13 protein-coding genes and 1 pseudogene are annotated in these 18,904 nt (G+C 75.0%); 10 read left to right on the top strand and 4 right to left on the bottom strand.

Annotation, left to right across the window (positions count from 1 at the left end; genetic code table 11):
* From ACIPYS_RS25310 to ACIPYS_RS25300, 3 genes and pseudogenes are all read right to left on the bottom strand, one after another.
* Positions 1–688, bottom strand: a pseudogene (locus ACIPYS_RS25310) (hypothetical protein); the annotation flags it as partial.
* 162 nt (positions 689–850) lie between these two features.
* Positions 851–1,147 carry a hypothetical protein gene (locus tag ACIPYS_RS25305; protein WP_400749854.1) on the bottom strand — a complete coding sequence of 99 codons (297 nt, stop codon included), beginning with the start codon at positions 1,145–1,147 and terminating at the stop codon, positions 851–853.
* Positions 1,148–1,153: 6 nt separating this feature from the next.
* Positions 1,154–1,339, bottom strand: coding sequence for a hypothetical protein (locus ACIPYS_RS25300; RefSeq protein ID WP_093863655.1), 186 nt, complete (start codon positions 1,337–1,339; stop codon positions 1,154–1,156).
* Between the two features lie 384 nt (positions 1,340–1,723).
* Here ACIPYS_RS25300 and ACIPYS_RS25295 point away from each other — a divergent pair, with 384 nt between their 5' ends.
* Positions 1,724–2,695, top strand: coding sequence for a LuxR C-terminal-related transcriptional regulator (locus tag ACIPYS_RS25295; RefSeq protein ID WP_093863654.1), 972 nt, complete (start codon positions 1,724–1,726; stop codon positions 2,693–2,695).
* A 484-nt stretch (positions 2,696–3,179) separates the two neighbouring features.
* Complete coding sequence (locus tag ACIPYS_RS25290) at positions 3,180–4,958, top strand: DUF4157 domain-containing protein (protein WP_400749849.1); 1,779 nt, start codon at positions 3,180–3,182, stop codon at positions 4,956–4,958.
* 324 nt (positions 4,959–5,282) lie between these two features.
* Here the strand turns inward: ACIPYS_RS25290 and ACIPYS_RS25285 are convergent, their stop codons facing one another.
* Positions 5,283–6,692 (bottom strand): hydrolytic protein, encoded by a 1,410-nt coding sequence (locus ACIPYS_RS25285; RefSeq protein WP_400749861.1) that lies wholly within the window; start codon positions 6,690–6,692, stop codon positions 5,283–5,285.
* Between the two features lie 235 nt (positions 6,693–6,927).
* On the opposite strand from ACIPYS_RS25285, the gene ACIPYS_RS25280 reads away from it, so the two are divergent.
* From ACIPYS_RS25280 to ACIPYS_RS25245, 8 genes are all read left to right on the top strand, one after another.
* Complete coding sequence (locus tag ACIPYS_RS25280) at positions 6,928–7,734, top strand: LuxR C-terminal-related transcriptional regulator (RefSeq protein ID WP_400749846.1); 807 nt, start codon at positions 6,928–6,930, stop codon at positions 7,732–7,734.
* A gap of 212 nt (positions 7,735–7,946) precedes the next feature.
* A complete protein-coding gene (locus ACIPYS_RS25275) occupies positions 7,947–11,273 on the top strand; it encodes a hypothetical protein (RefSeq protein ID WP_400749843.1) in 3,327 nt (1,108 codons plus the stop codon).
* The gene (locus ACIPYS_RS25270; RefSeq protein WP_400749840.1) at positions 11,270–12,016 is read left to right on the top strand and encodes a DUF4255 domain-containing protein; all 747 of its coding nucleotides are present in this window, start codon (positions 11,270–11,272) and stop codon (positions 12,014–12,016) included. Before ACIPYS_RS25275 ends, ACIPYS_RS25270 begins: the two co-directional genes overlap by 4 nt.
* The gene (locus ACIPYS_RS25265; RefSeq protein ID WP_400749837.1) at positions 12,013–14,136 is read left to right on the top strand and encodes an AAA family ATPase; all 2,124 of its coding nucleotides are present in this window, start codon (positions 12,013–12,015) and stop codon (positions 14,134–14,136) included. Before ACIPYS_RS25270 ends, ACIPYS_RS25265 begins: the two co-directional genes overlap by 4 nt.
* A gap of 357 nt (positions 14,137–14,493) precedes the next feature.
* The gene (locus ACIPYS_RS25260) at positions 14,494–16,050 is read left to right on the top strand and encodes a phage tail sheath family protein (RefSeq protein WP_400749833.1); all 1,557 of its coding nucleotides are present in this window, start codon (positions 14,494–14,496) and stop codon (positions 16,048–16,050) included.
* Between the two features lie 62 nt (positions 16,051–16,112).
* Positions 16,113–16,553 carry a phage tail protein gene (locus ACIPYS_RS25255; protein WP_093863651.1) on the top strand — a complete coding sequence of 147 codons (441 nt, stop codon included), beginning with the start codon at positions 16,113–16,115 and terminating at the stop codon, positions 16,551–16,553.
* Entirely contained in the window at positions 16,550–17,047 is a 498-nt protein-coding gene (locus tag ACIPYS_RS25250; RefSeq protein WP_093863650.1) for a zinc-ribbon domain-containing protein, read from the top strand. Before ACIPYS_RS25255 ends, ACIPYS_RS25250 begins: the two co-directional genes overlap by 4 nt.
* Complete coding sequence (locus tag ACIPYS_RS25245) at positions 17,044–17,202, top strand: DUF6760 family protein (RefSeq protein ID WP_167349762.1); 159 nt, start codon at positions 17,044–17,046, stop codon at positions 17,200–17,202. The genes ACIPYS_RS25250 and ACIPYS_RS25245 overlap by 4 nt, the downstream gene beginning before the upstream one ends.
* Positions 17,203–18,904: the final 1,702 nt, after the last annotated feature.

The raw sequence follows: 18,904 nt of genomic DNA, 5'->3' as shown, positions 1-18,904 counted from the left end.
AACCGTTGTCGTTGAGAACCACGTAGTCCGCACGACCGTCACCGTCGAAATCCGCCCACCGCACCCGCCCCGCACCACCCGACTCCGTACCGGCGGAGGCGCTCGCGCCGGTGATGTTGTTGTAGCGGAGACCGAAGTAGCCGCCGGCCGGGTGGCCGCCGATGTTGCCGCCGTAGATGGAGGCGGTGCCCTTCTGCATGTCGTTGGCCTTGCTGGACTCGGCGATGTAGGCGAAGGTGCCGGCGGACCTGTCTATCCAGCGGTCGAACAGGACGATGTGGCCCGAGCCGAGGATGTTGCCGTCGTGGGGGTCGTTGTCGAGGGCGTCGCCGGGCTGGAGGTCGGTCAGCGCGACGCGGGTGGTCAGCGACCGCACGTCGATGCTGTCGGTGTTCTCGCTGGAGGCCAGGTGCCAGGCCATCGAGACGAACCCGGAGCAGTCGGTGCGGTAGTAGCGGCCGCCGACGTCGGTGGCCGAGGCGTCCTGGTCGTACTGGACATTGCGGTTGTACCAGTCGTTGGCACGAGCGAGTACCTCGCTGCGGGTGATCTGGCCGCCCACCGAGGACGCCGCCTGGGCGGTGGTGGCGGTGGCGACGGTGACCGCGGTGGTGGCGATCGCGCCGGAGGCGGCGACGGTGGCGGCCAGGGTGAGCCGGACGAGCCTGGAGCGGAGGGAGGAAGGCATGCGGAAACTCCTTGGGTCGGGTTCGGGTGGTGACGTGGCACGGCGGGCGCGCGGGGCGGCCCGGCGGGTGTCGGCGGACGGCTGTCCTGCAGGAACAGCGGTCGGTGTCGAACAGCCGGGGCGAAGGCCCCACCGGCGGTCCGGTGGGCCGATGACGGACGATCAGCTGTTTTCCGGCGCCGGCGGGTGGTAGCGGCGGGAGAGCAGGGGTGAGGCGCGGTGGCCCCGGGTGATCAGGGTGTGCGCGGAGGCGACGGGGTCCGACGGGCCGTCGGCAGTGCGGCGGGTGAGGAGGTAGAGCAGCAGGTCCACCCGGTCGTCCTGGGCGCGGGCGGTGATGTGCTGGAGCCCGTCACCGGGCCGGGCGTGGGCCCACAGGATGCCGACGACCTCGCTCGCTTCCTGCGACGCGACCGCACCGCGATCCCTGCGCCGCAGGCTGGCGTGGACGACGTCCAAGGGGGGTCAGCCCCAGCCGAGGCTGCCGTCGGCCGGCACGGTGCCGCTCGGGGAGGGCGCAGCGGCGGCGGGTCCGGAGGTGGCGGCGGCAGCGGGGCCGGAGGCGGCGGGAGCGAGGACGGCCGGGGCCGCGAACAGGGCGGTGAGGGCGAGGGCGGTGACCGCGACGACCTTGACCAGGTGGCTGCGCATAACGGTGATTCTCCTGAACGACTTGGTTGGGCAACGGAGTTCCGGTTCGGCGTCCCGCGGTTGACGCTCGTTCCGGTTCGCCGTCCGGTCGGTTTCTCCGGCGGCGGTCACCAGCTTGGCCTGTCACGGGGCCCCGCCGGAAGGCGCTCCGGCTGTCGCCAACCGGACTGTCCGACATCGGACAATCAGTCATAGACATGTCAGAATCTTCGACGCGGCCGGCTCCCCCAGCAGGGGACACAGAGGGGAATCCGCTGGTCAAACCGGTGAAAGCCGCCGCAGCCGGGACAGGTCTGCCCTTGTGTGCAACTGCGCCCCGCTGAAATCATCAGTGCCGTTTCGTGCACCGTCGTGCATGTCCGCCACACGTTTCCGGGGGGAACCATGTTGGAGGCACTCGGCCTCTCGTCCACTGCCTGTCAGGTCTACCGGGCCATGCTCGACCACCCGACGGACGACATCGACACCCTCGCCGCCCGCACTGGCCTCACCCCCGGCCGGCTCCACGACGCCCTGGACGAACTCGGCACCCTCATGCTCATCCGCGCCTCCGCCGAACACCCCGGCCGGATGCGCGCCGTCGACCCCGCCATCGGCCTCGCCGACATCGTCGCCCGCCAGGAAGCCGACCTCGCCGCCCGCCAGGCCGCCCTCGCCGCCTCCCGCGCCACCGTGACCCGCATGGTCGCCGACCGCGCCGAACACCACACCACCCACGGCGAACGCCTCCTCGGCCTCGACGCCATCCACCACCGCCTCGAACACATGGGCCGCACCGCCACCCACGAAGTCCTCAGCAGCCAACCCGGCACCCAACGCCCCGAAGACCTCGCCGCCTCCCGCCCCGCCGACGCCCAGGCACTCACCCGCGGCGTCGCGATCCGCACCCTCTACCAGGACTCCAACCGCCACCAGCCCCACGCCGCCCACTACGCCCACTGGCTCCTCGGCCAGGGCGGCGAAGTACGCACCGCCCCCACCGTCCCCCAACGCGTCGTCATCGTCGACCGCACCCAGGCCCTCGTCCCCATCGACCCCGACAACACCCGCAAAGGCGCCCTGCACATCACCGAACCCGGCATCCTCAACGCCCTCCTCGACCTCTACGAACAGGCCTGGAACACCGCCGTCCCCCTCGGCGCCACCACCCCCGACGACCCCACCACCGGACTCACCCCCACCGAACGCCACCTCCTGCGCCTGCTCGGCACCGGCCTCACCGACGACACGGCCGGCCAGCGCCTCGGCATCTCCTCCCGCACCGTCGGCCGCCACATGGCCGCCATCATGGAACGCCTCAACGCCACCAGCCGCTTCGAAGCCGGCATCAAAGCCGCCCAACACGGCTGGCTCTGACACCCGCAACCCGCCCGCCCGGCCACGACCGGGCGGTGCCGGACCGGGCGGTGCCGGACCGGGCGGTGCCGGACCGGGCACCGCGCCGACCCGGCCGCACCTGGTTGTGCGTGGTGGCGACGCGCAGCGGTGACCGGTGCGCCGGGAGGCGGCCACTGCCGCCCCCGGCGCACGACGACAGGGGCTGCTCACGCGTCGGGGCGCTCCGGCAGGGCGAGCCGGTCCGGCCAGGAGAGGTCCCGGCCGAGGCAGCGCGCGGCCGGGCCCCGGCGACCCGCGGGCCCGGGGCCGGCCGGGTCGGGCAGGGGTGCGGCCCCAGGGGTGCACTTCCGGGGATGGGAGCGGCGGGTACCAACGGTGTAGGGAGAGAAGGCAAGGCAGCGGTAGGCGACCGGGAGGGTCAGTGCGCGCGAGGGCGGACAATCGCAGCGGGAACGGCGGCGAGCGGGCCGGCGGAGGTGACCGCAAGGCCCGGGAGACGCGGATGAGCGGGCCCCCGGCGGAGGTGATGTCCCCGGAGCAGGCTCGTGAGCTGCAGCGGAGCATCGGCAACGCGGTCGTGGCCCGGCTGGCGCGGGGCGGCCGGGACGGACAGAGCGGGCAGGGCGAACAGGGACCGGACCCTGTCCAGCGGTCCGGTGTGCACGAGGTGCTGCGGGGGGCCGGGCGGCCGCTCCGAGGGCCGGTGCGCGAGGAGATGGAGGGGCGGTTGGGGGCGGACTTCTCCGACGTGCGGCTGCACACCGGCGCCGCCGCCCAGCGGTCCGCCGCCGAGATCGGTGCACGGGCCTACACGTCCGGCCGTCATGTGGTCATCGGACACGGGGGCAACGACCGGCACACCCTCGCGCACGAGCTGACCCATGTGATCCAGCAGCGGAAGGGGGCCGTCGCCGGTACCGACCGGGGGGACGGCCTGCGGGTCAGCGATCCCGGTGACTCCTTCGAGCGCGAGGCCGAGGCCAATGCGCGTCGGGTGATGGCGCGCCCGCCCGGCCGGGCGGAGGCGGTCCAGCGGACGGAGGCGGTCCAGCGGACGGAGCCGGTCCAGCGGGCGGAGCCGGGCCACGGCCCGGGCGCCGCCGGGCCCGCCGTGCAGCGGAAGCTGGGGTTCGAGACGGAGATCGACATGCCCGTCGAGAAGTCCGGCGGCGCGACGTACGAGGGCGACACCGACCTGGCCGAAAGCACCGCGGCCGACTTCAAGCTGGTCTCCGACAAGCGGTCGCTGCGCAACGGGGGCGACTACTCGAACCTGGAGTTCGTGACCGGAGCGGTCGCGGTCGTCGGTACCGGCAGCGAGTCCGGGCCTGCGGCCCTCGACCGGATGGTCGACGAGATCAGGACCGTGCGCGAGGCGTTCTACCGGCAGACCGGCAAGACCCCGCTGGCGGGCATGGGCCTGCAGCTGGAGATCCTGCCCGCGGGGGAGGACGCCCGGATCGCCCCGGACCTCGACTTCCCGGACTACGCCGGCGCCCCGGGCATGGGTGACGGTCTGTTCGTCCACTACTCGGTCGGTGTGCCGCTCGCCGGGATGCCGCTGTTCTTCGACCACCTCCGGGAGGCCGCACCCCAAGGCCCGGGGGTGCCGCTCCCCCGCGCCCGGTTCCGGCTCTCGCAGTCGAAGACGTTCGCCGCGCAGGTCGTCGCCCGGTACGAGCGGGGCCAGGAGTCGGCGCGCAAGCGCAAGCGGCTGGAGACGGACGCGCTGGACGGCTACAGCCAGCTGTTCTTCATGCAGGTCGCGGCCATGGCCGACTACCTCGCGCAGGACGAGGACCGGGGCCAGATCAAGAACCTGACGGTCGTGCTGTCCCGCTCTCAGCTCACGGACGTCCGCGCGCTCCTCGACCCCGGGTTCCAGGACTTCCTGTCGGCCGACAGCGAGGCGATCGTCGACCTGCTCGCACAGTTCCAGGAGGATCCCGGCGACGGCAGCGCGAACCTGGAGTTCCGCGACGAGGCCACCCGGGAGATCGACGGCCTCCCGGTGTCGCTCCTCGGCTTCGCCGAGTCGACGCTGAAGGGCGTCCCCCGAATCCCCCAGCAGAGCGTGTTCGGCGGCATGAACCAGATCGCCCCGCACGAGGAGGAGGGCGCCATGATGGTCCCCTTCGAGATCCGGACCATGGGCTCCCTGATGAAGACCTGGGACGAGCTCAAGGCCGAACTGCGGGACCTCGCGAACTGGGCGGAGGAGGCGTACCGGCACGACCGGTCGCTCGCCGGCGACTCGGCCCGACGGCGCGCCGGTTCGTGACGCGTCCCGGCATCCGACGAGGGCCGGCCCGTGTCACGGGCCGGCCCTCGGTGCTCACCGACACTCCTGGACGGCCGCCGTCCCGGCCCGTCGGCACCCGAACGGTCGGTCGGACGCCGGGAGGGATCGGATCCAGCCTTATTTGAAGGTCCGTCAGGTTCACATTCGAACGCCCGGCCGGAGCCGCCCGGGGCCGCCGAAATGAGGATGTACGGTCACCTGCACGTCGCCCTCGCGGCGTCCGAACCGTCGTTTTTCAGCCGGAATGACTCAGGCTCACCTTTTCTCACGGGACAACCTGACAGACGATGCGTGTGCATCTGTTCACCTGAGGTCGCTCAACACGCCGCTCACGTTGAGGACCTCGTGGCACTCCTGGGCCTGCACGCCAGTGGCCGGAGTGCCCGGCTTCGCACAGGTCACCTGGACCGTCACGGTCTGGTTCTCAGTGATCCTGATGGGGGTGACCCAGTGGTAGTCCTGGTTACGGAACGTCTCCAGCGCGATCGTCGTGATCTTGCGGTCGCCGAAACCGATCGTCACGACGCCCTCGTCGCCCTGGAAGTTGGCGACGACGATGTCCGTGATCCCGAACGCCTTGCCCACGGGCACGGTGTAGGTGCCGACCTTGGTCTCGCCGGCGGCCGTCGTCTGGTCGACGGTGGCCGAACTCTGCTGTCCGCCACCCGATCCGGCAACGACGCCGCCCCCCGTTCCGGTTCCGGTGCCGCTTCCGGTACCGGCGCCGCCCGCGCCCGCCCCGGGCAGGGCACTCCCGGCCCCGGCGGCCGGCACCCCGGTGCCCTGCCGGCCGGAGCCCGCCGCCGGGGTCCGGCCGTCGGCCGGCGCTTCGGTGGGGGTCGGAAGCTGCTGCTGGACCGCCTGGTCGGCGGCCTCCTTCGCAGTGCTGCGTACGGCGGGACGCACCAGCAGGAACCAGGCCAGCAGCAGCGCGAGAAGCGCCGCCAGGACCGCCAGCAGCCAGGTCGGGAAGATCGGTATCTGGACGAACTCGGCCTCCGACCGCGGCTGTTCCCGGTCGTCCCCACGGACGTCCCCACGGGCATCCTCACCGGCGTCGTCGGCCCGGGCTCCGGCCTTCGCCGCATCCGCCGACCCGGCCTTCGCGCCGGGCTCCGTTCCGGCCTTCGCCACGGCCTTCGCCACGGTTTCCGCCACGGTGACGGTGAACGGCCAGGTCACCGGCTTCCCGAACCACACGGGCTTCCCGGCGCGGACCCGCAGCGCCACCTCCACCGACTCCCCCGGCTCCAGCGTCGGAGCCGCGGGGCGGACGTCGAACTTCAGGTCCTCGCCGGGCTGGTCCGGCGTGAATCCCACCTGGACGGGCCGGTTGCCCTCGTTGTGGACGGCGACGCGGAAACGGCCGCGCAGCCAGCCGCGGCGGCGCCTGGGAGTGCTCGCGGCCCGAAGCTGCCGGAATGCCTCGACCCGCACGGTGGTCTCGGGGACCTTGACCGCCTCGGGGTGCTCGGTGGGCAGGACCCGTACGGCCAGCGGCACCTCGCCCGCCCGCACCCGCGGCGAACGCGGCGGCGCCAGGCGGATGGTCACCGTTTCCGAGGTTCCGGGGTAGAGGGAGACCCGGTCGGGCTCGACCGTCGTCCAGGCAGCGCAGTCACCGACGACTTCCAGGTGGTACGCCTCGACGATGTCGCCGTCGTTGCGAACGGTCAGGCTGGTGGTCGCGGTACCGCCCGGCGTCACCGTCACCGACGGGATGTCGAGGCCGGGCGCGCCGGAGCCGGGAGCGGCTGCTGGAGGGGTAGAGGGAGTCGTCACGCCGCGACGCTACGCCGCCGCCCGGCCCGCCTCCACAGGCGCGGGGGCAAGGCCCGGGCAGCCCCGATGCCCCGAAGAACCCACCCCAACTCCCCTGCCCAGCGGCTTTGTTGCCCTTAGCACCCGCAGTACACCCCTCATACGCATCACGGAACAGGTACGCCTCATGCTCCACACCGACCTCATCGGCACCGCCCACCCGTGCGGTACCGGTGCCGGTACCGGCACCGGTACCGGCACCGCACGGCCGAGCGTCCCGCCCCAGGGCCGAGCCCCGGGCCGCGGCCCGGCGGCCCACGGCCCGGCCCACGCCCGGGCCGCGCACGACGCGGCGGCCGGCGAGCCCGGCGGGCGGGTCACCGTGGCCGTGTACGCCTCGGACCCGGTCCTGCACGTCGGGATCGTCCAACAGCTGCGCCAGCGGCCCGAGGTGGAACTCGTCGACGACGCCCACGCGCACGAGGCGCGGGTCTCGCTCGTCGCCGTGGACAGCGTGGACGACGAGACGACCGCCCTGCTGTACCGGCTGCGCCACAACTCCGCCACCCGCACCGGGCTCGTGGTCGGCACCTTCGACTCGGGCGACGCCCTGCAGCGCGCCATCGAGTGCGGGGTCACCGCGGTGCTGCGGCGCACGGAGGCCGACCAGGACCGGCTGCTGCGGCTGGTCCTGGCGATGGCCAACGGCGAGGGCGTCCTGCCCGGCGACCTGCTCGCGAAGCTGCTCGACCATGTCGGCAGCCTGCAGCGGTCGGCCCTCGACCCGCACGCCGCCTCCCTGTCCACGCTGACCCCGCGCGAGGCGGACATGCTGCGCCTGGTGTCGGAGGGCCTGGACACCGCGGAGATAGCGCGCAACACCTCGTACTCCGAACGGACCGTCAAGAACGTGCTGCACGAGGTCATCACCCGGCTGCAGTTGCGCAACCGCTCCCACGCCGTCGGCTACGCGCTGCGCAACGGGCTGATCTGACCCGGCTGGCCCGACCGGACCGGCCGCGCCGGGGGAAGCAGCGGCTCCGGCAGCGGCTCCGGCAGCGGTACCGGCAGCGGCACCGGCTGCCCGAAAGCGCAGCCGGTGCTTCCCCCGGGCGCGGCCCCGGGGCCCTGCCGGTCCGCCGTCGCGGACCGGCAGGGTGGCAGCGTCGGACATGGATGCTGGACCGGACTGTGAGGTGGACCGTGATGGGCACGGGTGGCTCCGGCCGTCGGCGACAGCGCTGGGGCAGGGCCGGCGCGGCACTGCTGCTGCTGGCGCCGCTGCTCGCGATGACGACGGCCGCCGGCCCGGGCAGCGCCGGGGACCGGCCCCCCGAGGCCGGCAGCGGGCCACGGACCGCGGCAGCCGATGCCGGGGAGAGCCGGATCGCGTACGCCGGTACCCGCCACCGGAGCCTCGGCCGGGTGGCGACGGACACCACGAGCCCGCCGCTGTTCGGCGAGGGCCCGGCGCACTTCGACGTCCAGCCGGCCGCGCTGGGCGACCGGCTGGTGTTCGCGAGCCGCCGCGACGAGCAGGCCCCGCAGGTCTACCTGCGCTCCGCCGACGGCGCCGTGCACCGCCTGACCAGCGGCCTGGACGCGGCGAACCCGCGGCTGACGCCGGACGGCCGGTCGGTCGTCTTCGACGCGGCCCGGCCCGCCGGGACGGGTGGAACCCAGCGCGACCTGTGGCTGGTGCGCACCGACGGCACCGGCCTCACCCGGCTGACCGACACCCCCGCGAACGAGGAGCACCCCACGGTCTCGGCGGACGGCACGCGACTGGCGTACTCCTCCGACGTCGACCGGACCGCCGGCCGGCAGGTCTACGTCCGGCCGCTCCGGGGCGGGCCCGCCACCCGGGTGTCCGACCCCGCCGACGGCGCCGGCACCGAACCGGTGTGGAACCCGGTGGACGGTCCGGCGACCCGGGACCGGATCGCGTACACCGCCACCGGACCGGAGGGACCCCGGCTGCGGTGGACCGACGGGCGCACCGGCGGGCCGCTGCTCGCGGGTCCGCGGGCGCAGTGGCGCACGCACGGGGCAAGCTGGCTGCCCGACGGGAACGACCTGCTCTTCCTCAGCCCGGACCGGACCTGCAGCTGCGAGGGCGACTGGGACCACGTGTTCCGGGTGAAGGCGTACTCGGAGGACGAACCTGCGGTGGTGCTCAGCGAGGACCGCGAGGTCGGACCGGCCACCTGGCTCGGCCCGCTCCAGGGCGGCGGCGCGGTGGTCGAGCGCGTCTCCGCGCACGGCCCGCACGTGGTGACCCTGCAGGACGTCCGGCCGGACGGATCCGACCCCCGTGACCTCAACCGGACCGTGCTCAAGGAGGACCCGGCGGCCGACACCGAGACGGACCCGGCGAAGGACCCGTTGTTCCGGCCCGCCGCCGGGTTCGACCCGTGGACCGAGCGGCAGAACTACACGCCCGACGGGCGGCGGATCGTGGTGACCCGGTTCGAGGACGCGCCGGCCGGACCGAACCTGCCGGCCGGGCGGATCCAGCGGATCTGGATCGCGGACGCCGACGGCTCCGGCCCGACGGCGCTCCCGCTCGCGGGCCGAGGCCCCAGGGACTGGGACACCGACCCAACGTTCTCCCCGGACGGCCGGTACCTGGCCTTCACCCGCAGCTCGCCCGGCGGGGTCGGCGACGCCTCCGGTCCCGGCCGGATCCTGATCGCGGACGCCGCCACCGGCGCGCTGCAGGGCGTGATCGTGCCGCCCGAGGGGCAGCTCCAGGGCGGCGACGCCCAGCCCACCTGGTCCTCCGACGGCACGACCCTGGCGTTCACCCGCAACCAGGTGATCAACGGCCGCGGGGGCAACAAGCACGTGTGGACCGTGCCCGTGGACCGGCTGGACCGGCAGCGCGACCTGAGCACCGCGCACTGCCCCGGCGCCTGCGAGGTCGTCGACGACAGCCCGGCGTTCTCACCGGACGGCGCCACCATCGCCTTCAACCGCAAGAACGGTGCCGGCCGGATCGACGAGCGCAACGGGATCCTGCTGGCCGCCGCGACGGGCGGCGCCTGCCGGGTACTGCTGCCCGACGCGGCCCGCGACCGGCCGGGGGCCTGCGGCCGGGAGCTGCCCGACACCACCGCCACCGGGCCCTTCCAGCCCCGCGACGCCGCCTGGAGCTCCGACGGCAGGACGCTGGTGATCAGCTCCCGGGCCGCCCTTGCCGCCAACAGCCCGGAGAAGCTGTCCCTGGTGGACGTGGCCTCCGGCGCCCGCACCTCGCTCACCGGCGGTCTGCCGGGCCGTCAGAAGGAGCCGGGCGTCCAGCAGTCCGTGGACCTCGCCGTCCGGGCGCCCGGGACCGCCGCACCACTCACCGTCGGCGACTCCGGGACCGTCCGGGTGGACGTCGTCAACCACGGCCCGGCGGCCTCGCCCGGGACGCGGCTGACCGTCGCGCCCCCGCTCGGGGTGACCGTCACGGGCCTCGCCGCGCCCGGCGCCACCTGTGACGCGGCGGCTCTGGTCTGCGCCCTGGGCGTGGTGCGCCCGGGCGCCACCGTGCCGGTCACGGTCACGGTCACCGGGGTCGAGCCCGGCGACCAGCCCCTGGACTGGTCGGTCACCGGTGCCGTCCTCGACCCCCGTCCCAGCGACAACACCGGCCGGACCGTGGTGCCGGTACGCCCGGCCCCGCCGACGCCCGGTCCGACGCCGACGGCGACCCCGACGGCGACCCCGGCCCCCACGCCGACCCCGACACCGACGGTGGATCCGCCGACGACCCCGGTGCCCGCGCCGGCCCCGCCCGCCCCTCCGGCCCCGGTCCCGCCGGCCCCGGCACCCGCCCCACCGGCCCCGTCGCCGATCGGCACGCCCCGGCCCCTGCCGCCCGCACCGCCGGCACCGCCGGCCGGCCCCGGGCTGAGCCTCACGGCGCAGCCGAACCCCGGCTACGTGGGTGGTCGCGTGGTCCTCACGTACACCGTTCGCAACGGCCGCGAAGGGCTGGCCACCGGTCTGCGGCTCCGGGTGGGGCTGCCCGGGGGCGTGCCCCACGACGCGCCGCCGCCGGGCTGCGACAGCGCCTGGGTGTGCGCGCTGCCCGACCTCGCCCCGGGCGCCCGGACCGTCGTCCAGGTCGTCCTCAGCCCCGACCGGGCCGTCACCGGCCTGGTGACCGGCACCCTGACCACCACCGGCACGGACGCCGACCCCGCGGACAACGAAGCCCGTCAGCAGCTGCGGATCCTCCAGCCGCGCATCGTCGCCGTCCCGCCGATCGGCAAGCCCGGCTTCGTCACCTCGGTGCGCGGTGAGGACTTCCCACCCGGCGCGCCGGTGCGGTTCACCTGGCAGCCGGGCATCACGGCCGCGGCGGCGCCGACCGTCCCCGGTCCGGACGGCCGGTTCACCGGCCAGTTGCTGATCCTCGCCAAGGACGCGACCGGCCCCCGGGTCATCACCGCGAGCGGGCCCGGCTTCTCCCCGGTGCGGACCGACTTCCTGGTGGTCAGCGGCACGGTCCAGCCGCCCAACGAAATGATCCGCCGATGATCCACGAGGTCGACGAGGGGCTGCGCCGGCTGCTCGCGGAGTCCGGCCTGGAGACGTCGGGCGTCGACGTGGTGTTCGACGCGCCGACCCGCGACTGGGCGGCCCGCCGCAGCGCCCCGACGGTGTGCGTGTTCCTGTACGACGTCCGCGAGGACCACAGCCGGCGCGCCAGCGGCGCGGGCGAGGTGTACGACGCGGACGGCTTCCTCGCCGCGCGCCGCGCCCCGGCCCGCTGGTTCGAGCTGACGTACCTCGTCACCGCGTGGGCGAGCCGGCCGCAGGACGAACACCGGCTGCTCTCCCAGGTGCTGAGGTGCCTGGTGTCCACCGACGCGCTGCCGGCGCGGCTGCTCACCGGTTCGCTCGCCGAACTCGGCCTCATCGTGGGCCTGGACGGCGGCGGTACCGGGCTCGACGCGCCCGCCGCCTCCGACGTGTGGTCGGCGCTGGGCGGCGAGCTGAAGCCCTCGCTGGGGCTGCGGGTGCGGGCACCACTGGCCGGGGCCGTCACCGCCACCGCCCCGCCGGTCACCGAGGGGCTCGTGGTCCGGGCCGCCGCCCGGACCGCACCGGAGGAACCGGCGGCGGCACCGGAGGAACCGGGGGCCGCACCGCAGGAGCCGACGGCCGCACGGCGGCTGCGCTACACCGAGGTGGCCGAGCCCGGTCCCGAGGGATTCGGCGGCCCCCGGGAGCGGGGGTCGGCCCCCGCCCGCCGCCGGCGCGGGGGGCGGCAGCCGTGACCCGGACCCTGGAACCCACCGCCGCGGCGCCGGCCCGGGCCCCGTACCTGTGGACGCGGCTGCGCGTCGTCGAGGAGCGGGTGCGCGAGGCCGTCGCGATCCGGCGCGCGCTCGATCCCGATCCGGACGATCCGTACCGCGGCCAGTTCCTCACCCCCGAGGCGGCCGTCCGCGTCCTGGACGAGGGGGACCGGCCCGCTCCGCCCGCGCTGCCCGGACCGGACGCGCCGCCGCCCGGCTCCCCGCTGGCCGTGCTCGCCGACCGCTTCGCCCTGGCGCCGCTGGACCTGGACCTGCTGCTGGTGGCCCTGGCCCCGGACCTCGACAGCCGGTTCGAGCGGCTCTACGGCTACCTGAACGACGACCTGACGCGCCGCCGGCCCACCGTCGGGCTCGCCCTCGAACTGTGCGGGCAGCGCGGGGTGGCGACGGCCCGGTTCCGGCTGGCTCCCTCCGCGCCGCTCGTCGCGGGTGGTCTGCTGGAGGTCACCGAACCCGAGCGGCCGCCCCTGTCCCGGGTGCTGACCGTCCCGGACCGGGTCACCGCGCACCTGCTGGGCGACACCGCGCCCGACCCGCTGCTGACGGGTGTGCTCGGCCGTCCGGCCGGTGATCCGGCCGTCGACCCGGCCGAGCTGCGCCGGGCCGCCGCCGCGACCGGGACCGGCACCGGCCATGTCCACCTGCGCAGCCGGGGCGGCGATCCCGAGGGGCTCGCCGTCGCCGCGCTGCGGGCGGGCGGGATGCCGCCGCTGGCCCTGGACCCGGCGGCGCTGGCCCGGGACCCCCGGGGCGTGCCGGGCATCGCCCGGGCCGTGGCACGCGAGGCCCGGCTGCTGGGCGCGGGCGTCCTGCTGGGGCCGCTGGAGGAACTGCCCGACCGGCCCGACGAGCGGGCCGGGGTCCTGCGCACGCTGTGCGACGCCCTGCGCGGCCTCCCCTTCCTCACCCACGGGACCGGCGGCTGGGAACCCGCCTGGGCGGCCGACACCCCCGTCACCCTGACCGTGGCGGCACCCGCCCCCGACCGGCAGGTCGCGCGCTGGCGGCACGCGCTGGCGTCGGCCGACGAGCAGCACGGCGCGAGCGGCGAGGGCATCGGCGAGGAGGGCGTCGGCGGCGAGGACGGGGCCGAGGCGCTCGCCCGGTCCGTGGCCGCGCACCGCCTGGACGCCGGGCAGCTGCGGCGGGCCGCTGGCACCGCGGTGCGCACGGCCGCACTCGACGGCCGCCCGGTGTCCCCCGACGACCTGCGCACGGCCGTCCGGGCCCAGAACGGCGCGGGGCTCGCCCGGCTCGCCCGCCGGGTCGAACCCGCGGTGGGCTGGGAGGACCTGGTGCTCCCCGCCCCCACCCACCGCAGCCTGCGGGAACTCGCGGTGCGCGCCCGTCACCGCGAACAGGTGCTCGGGCAGTGGGGCATGCGGCCCGGCGGCGGGCGCGGGCGCGGGGTGATCGCGCTGTTCGCTGGTTCGTCCGGTACCGGCAAGACGATGTCGGCCGAGGTGGTGGCGGCGGACCTGGGCATGGACCTGTACGTGGTGGACCTCTCCACGGTGGTCGACAAGTACGTCGGTGAGACCGAGAAGAACCTGGAGCGGATCTTCACCGAGGCCTCCGCCGTCAACGCGGTGCTGCTGTTCGACGAGGCGGACGCGATCTTCGGCAAGCGTTCGGAGGTCAAGGACGCCCACGACCGGCACGCCAACATGGAGTCGGCGTACCTGCTCCAGCGGATGGAGTCCTTCGACGGCATCGCCGTCCTGACCACCAACCTGCGCGCGAACCTGGACGAGGCCTTCACCCGCCGGCTGGACGTGATCGCGGACTTCCCGGTGCCCGACGCCGACCAGCGTCTCGCCCTGTGGGACCGCTGCCTGGGCTACCGGGTGCCCCGGGGCGACGACCTCGACCTCCGGTTCTGCGCGGACCGGTTCGACCTGGCCGGAGGCTCCATCCGGGCCTGCGCAGTGACCGCCGCGTACCTCGCCGCCGAGTCGGGGCGACCGCTGACGATGGCCCAGGCGGTGACGGCGGTCGCGCAGGAGTACCGCAAGCTCGGCCGGCTGGTGCTGGAGGGCGAGTTCGGACCGTACGTGGACCAGGTCGCGCGGGCCTGAGCCGGGGCGGCCGGCGGGCCGTCGCGGCCGGCTGCGACGGCCCGCCGGGGGCGGTCGGGGAGGGTCACGGGGCCCGGGAAGGGTTCGCGACGGGCAGGGGAGGGCCGGGAAGGGTTCGCGGAGAGCCGGGGAGGGCAGTGCCCTTGCCCCCGGGCAGGTCCTCCGGTCCCTCCCGCCGGTGACGGCCCGCCGGAAAAGCTGGGGCCGGGGCGCGGCGGCGCGCGACCGGGTCCGTCGACGGCGTTCTGCCGTCGGCCGACCGACGTCCGCCGTACCCGGCCCGAACCCGGCCCGAGATCCACCGAAACCGTCCACCGAAGAGCGTCCACCGAACTCCGGTGACACGAAGGAGCGAGCATGCCGACGTACCTCACCCCGGGGGTCTACGTGGAGGAGGTGCAGTCCGGTGCCCGCCCGATCGAAGGGGTCGGCACCGCCGTCGCCGCGTTCGTCGGGTTCGCCCGGACCGGCCCGTTCCACGAGCCGACACTCGTCACCAGCTGGGACCAGTACTCCCAGCGCTTCGGCGGGTTCACCGAGGGCGCCTACCTGCCCCACGCGGTCCACGGGTACTTCGCCAACGGCGGCGGCGCCGCGTACGTCGTCCGGGTCGGCGGCTCCGACCGGGACAGCTCCGCACCCGCCGCCGCGGTCCCCGAGCAGCGCGCGGCGGAACCCGTCGCGCTCGACGGGTTCCTGTTCGCGGCCCGGCCGGGGGTCACCGGCGTCTCGGTGGAGATCGCCGACGCGGACGGCGAGAACCCGCCCGAGGACCGGTTCAGGCTGCTGGTCCACCGCGACGGCGCGGTGGCCGAGACCTTCGAGGCGTCGGCCCGCCGGAACGTCAAGGGCTACCTCGTCACCCAGGCCCGCGGCTCGGCGCTGATCGAGGTCACCGAGCAGCGCGGCACCGCCCAGGGCCGGCCCGCGAACCGGACGGCGGCCCTGCCCGACGCCCCCGCCGCCGTGCCCGCCCCGGCCGGCGGCCAGGGCGCGCTGCCCCGGCTCGACCCGGCCGAGTACGTCGGCGACGCGGCCGCCCGCACCGGGCTCGGCGGTCTGGAGTCCATCGACGAGATCACCATGGTCGCGGTGCCCGACCTGATGGGCTCCCACCAGCGCGGAGAGATCGACGCCGAGGGTGTGCGCACCGTCCAGCTCGCCGTGATCTCGCACTGCGAGCAGATGGGCGACCGGGTCGCCGTCCTGGACGCCCCGCCCGGTCTCACCGCGCAGCAGGTGCGGACCTGGCGCAACGACGAGGCGGGCTACGACTCCCGCTACGCCACCCTCTACTACCCGTGGATCCGGGTCTTCGACCCGGCCGCCGGGCGCAACGCCACCGTCCCGCCGAGCGGCCACATCGCCGGTGTGTGGGCGCGCAGCGACGCCGAGCGCGGGGTGCACAAGGCCCCCGCCAACGAGGTGATCCGCGGCGCGGTCGACCTGGAACTGCGCCTGAGCAAGGGCGAGCAGGACCTGCTCAACCCGATCGGGGTGAACTGCGTCCGGGCCTTCCCCGGCCGGGGCATCCGGATCTGGGGCGCCCGCACCCTCTCCTCCGATCCGGCCTGGCGCTACCTGAACGTACGGCGCCTCTTCAACTACCTGGAGGAGTCCATCCTCCTGGGCACCCAGTGGGTGGTGTTCGAGCCGAACGACGACCGGCTCTGGTCGAGCATCCGACGCAACGCCACCGCGTTCCTCACCGAGGAGTGGCGGCGCGGCGCGCTGTTCGGGCGGACGGCCGCGGAGGCGTTCTACGTCAAGTGCGACCGGGACAACAACCCGCAGGAGTCGATCGACCAGGGCCGCGTGATCTGCGAGATCGGCGTGGCACCGGTCAAGCCGGCCGAGTTCGTGGTCTTCCGGCTGGCGCAGTACTCCGACAGCACGAGCCTCGTCGACGAGTGACCCGCGGGTCCGCCGGTCCCGGGACCACCGGGCCGAACAGCAAGGAAAGGTGACAGACAGTCATGGCAGAGGGCGATGCTCTTTCCACCCACATCTTCGGCGTCCAGCTCGGTGGCTACCTGGTCGAGTCGATCCAGGAGATCAGCGGCCTGACCGTCGAGGAGGAGGTCGTCGAGGTCCGGCAGGTCAGCAAGGACGGCAAGCAGATCATCCGCAAGCAGCCCGGCGCCCGCCAGGCCGGCGAGGTCACGATCACCCGGGGACTCGACAAGAGCAGCGAGTTCACCAAGTGGATCACGGAGACCCTGAACAACGGGGCCGTCGACACCGCTCGGCAGAACCTCACCATCGAGATCAAGGACTCCACGGGCGCGACCGTCCGGCGCATCCAGCTGATGAACGGCTGGGCCTCGAAGTGGGAGGGCCCCTCCCTCAAGGCCGGCGAGTCCGCCGCGGCCACCGAGTCCGTGACCATCGTGTTCGAGGAGATCATCGTCGAATGAGGCGACGTACGGTGACGGCGGGCAGCCTGGAGGAGATCCTCCAGGCCACGGAGCCCGCCCCGGCCGCCCAGGCACCGCCGACGGCGCCCTCCGGCGGCGCTCCGGCGCGGCGCGAGGAGCACGCGCTGCGGACCGAGTTCGAGTTCGAACTGCCGCGCGGGTACATGGACGAGGCGGGCACCCTGCACCGGCACGGCTCGATGCGCCTGGCCACCGCGCGCGACGAGCTTCGGCCCCAGATCGACCTGCGGGTCAAGGAGAACCCGGCGTACCTGAGCGTGGTGCTGCTCAGCCAGGTCATCACCCGGCTCGGCACCGTCACCGACGTGCACGCCGGCGTCGTGGAGCGGATGTACGCGACCGACGTCGCGTTCCTCCAGGACTTCTACCGGCGCGTCAACAGCGAGGGCCACACCCGCGCGGCGGTCATCTGCCCGCACTGCGAGGGCGGCTTCGAGGTCGACCTCTCCGGTGGGCGCCTGGGGGAATCGTGACGTACGCGCTCCCCCGGCTCAGGGAGGAGATCGCGTACATCGCTTACCACTTCCACTGGCAACGCGACGAGATCCTCGACCTGACCCATGCCGAACGCCGGCAGTGGGTCACCGAGATCGCACAGATCAACTCCCGTATGAACGAAGGAGGTTGAACAAATGGCGTGGCGGGACAGGGTCCGTCGGCGCGGCGCCGCGCCGCACGCCGCGGGTACGGGCGCGGCGGGTACTGGTGCGGCGGGTACTGGCGCGGGCGTGGTCACGGGCGCGGGCGCGGGCAAGGAGGCCCCCGTCGGCGGGGGCCCGGGCGTGCCCGCGGACTGGGACGGCGGGTGGCGCCGCACCGCACCGGCCCTCCTGACCGTGTCACGGGCGCCGATGAGTGTCAGCGACGGACTCGCCTTCCGGGACGGGCTGGCCGCCTGGCGCGATCCGTCCTTCGACACCGGCCTCGCCCACGCCCTGCTGCCGACCGCCCCGACCGGCCTCGTCCGCGGCATCGCCCGCCCCGCCGTCGCGCACCCCACCCACAGCGGAGGCGGCCCGCTGCTGCTCAGGGCGCTGCGCCCGTCCGACGCGGACACTGCGCCGGACACCGCGCCGGTCGCCGCGCCATCGGCGGGGGCGGGAGCGGGAGCGGGGGCACCACTGCCGGAGGTGCCTCCCGCAGCGGGTGCGCGGGCCGCCGGGCGGGCGCAGCCAAGTGGGTCGGGTGCGCGTGCGTCGGGTGCGCGTGCGTCGGGTGCGCATGCGTCCGCGAAGGGCACATCGCTGTCCGCGCAGGCCGCGCCCGCAGTCGGCACCGGCGCCGGCACCGGTCGCTCGCGGGCCGACGGGGTCGGCAAGCCCGGCGAGCGGCCGGGTCGGTCCGGCGGCGGGCAGAAAACCCCCTCGGCGGCCGGGGCGGCCGCCGGTGCACCCGCCACCCACAACCGTCCGCCCGCACCGTCCACGGCGGTGCTCGGCGCGGACGCGTTCGGCCCGGACGCCGATCCCGTCGTCCAGCGGGCCGAAGCGACCGCCGCAGCCCCGACCGTGACCCCGATCACAGCCCCGACCACAGCCCCGGCCGGGGCCGGCCGTACGCCGGTCCCCGCACGACTCCCGCTGGTCCGCCGCATCGCGGTGGTCCCCGGCGCATCCGTCTCGGGCGCGCCCGAGACGGCCCACGTCGGCCGGTCCGTGCAGCGGATCGCCACCGGAGCCGGGCCCCTCTCCGCCGTCACCGGCGGCCGGCCGGGCCAGGAGGCACCCGCCGCCGACGCGCGTCCCGGCCGTGCCGGTGAAAGGGCTCCGGGGGACCGCGCGGAAGCCACGCAAGCCGTGGTGCGGACGCGCCCTGTCGGCCCGTCGCTGACCGTCGCCCGGGTGCCCGCCACCCCCAGGCGCCGGGTACCCGCCGTGCGCCCCGCCGTCCCCCCGGCACAGCTCGCCGGTCCTTCCCCCGAGACACCCGTACAGCGGGCGGCCGACCAGGCGCCTCCTCTCGGCACCCCGTCGACCGGAGTCCCGGCGCCCGCCACGTCCTCGGGCGAGACCGGTCCCGGCCCCGCTACGGCGATGGCACCGGCACCGGCCATGCCTGTCGTCCAGCGGCAGACGGAGATCACCCCCGACCGGCCCGGCACACTCCTGCGGGGCACGGACGAGACTCCCGTTCGGCGTACGGCCGACCGTCCCGCCCCGAGCGCCTCGGCATCCGAACTGCCCTCTTACACAGGCTCCTTGGCGCAGGGTGGGACCGCGCCCGCGCCGGTCGCACCCACGCTCCGGCGCCGGGCGGAGACCGTGTCCGACGCACCCGTGCAACGCGCGGCCGACCACCCCACCCTCGGCACACCGACGACCGAACTCCCC

The organism is Kitasatospora sp. NPDC089913 (genome assembly GCF_044748625.1).
In the GTDB taxonomy this organism is placed as follows: Bacteria; Actinomycetota; Actinomycetes; order Streptomycetales; family Streptomycetaceae; genus Kitasatospora.
The sequence above is the reverse complement of the archived record's forward strand: the minus strand, read 5'-3'. Positions and strand labels throughout refer to the sequence as shown.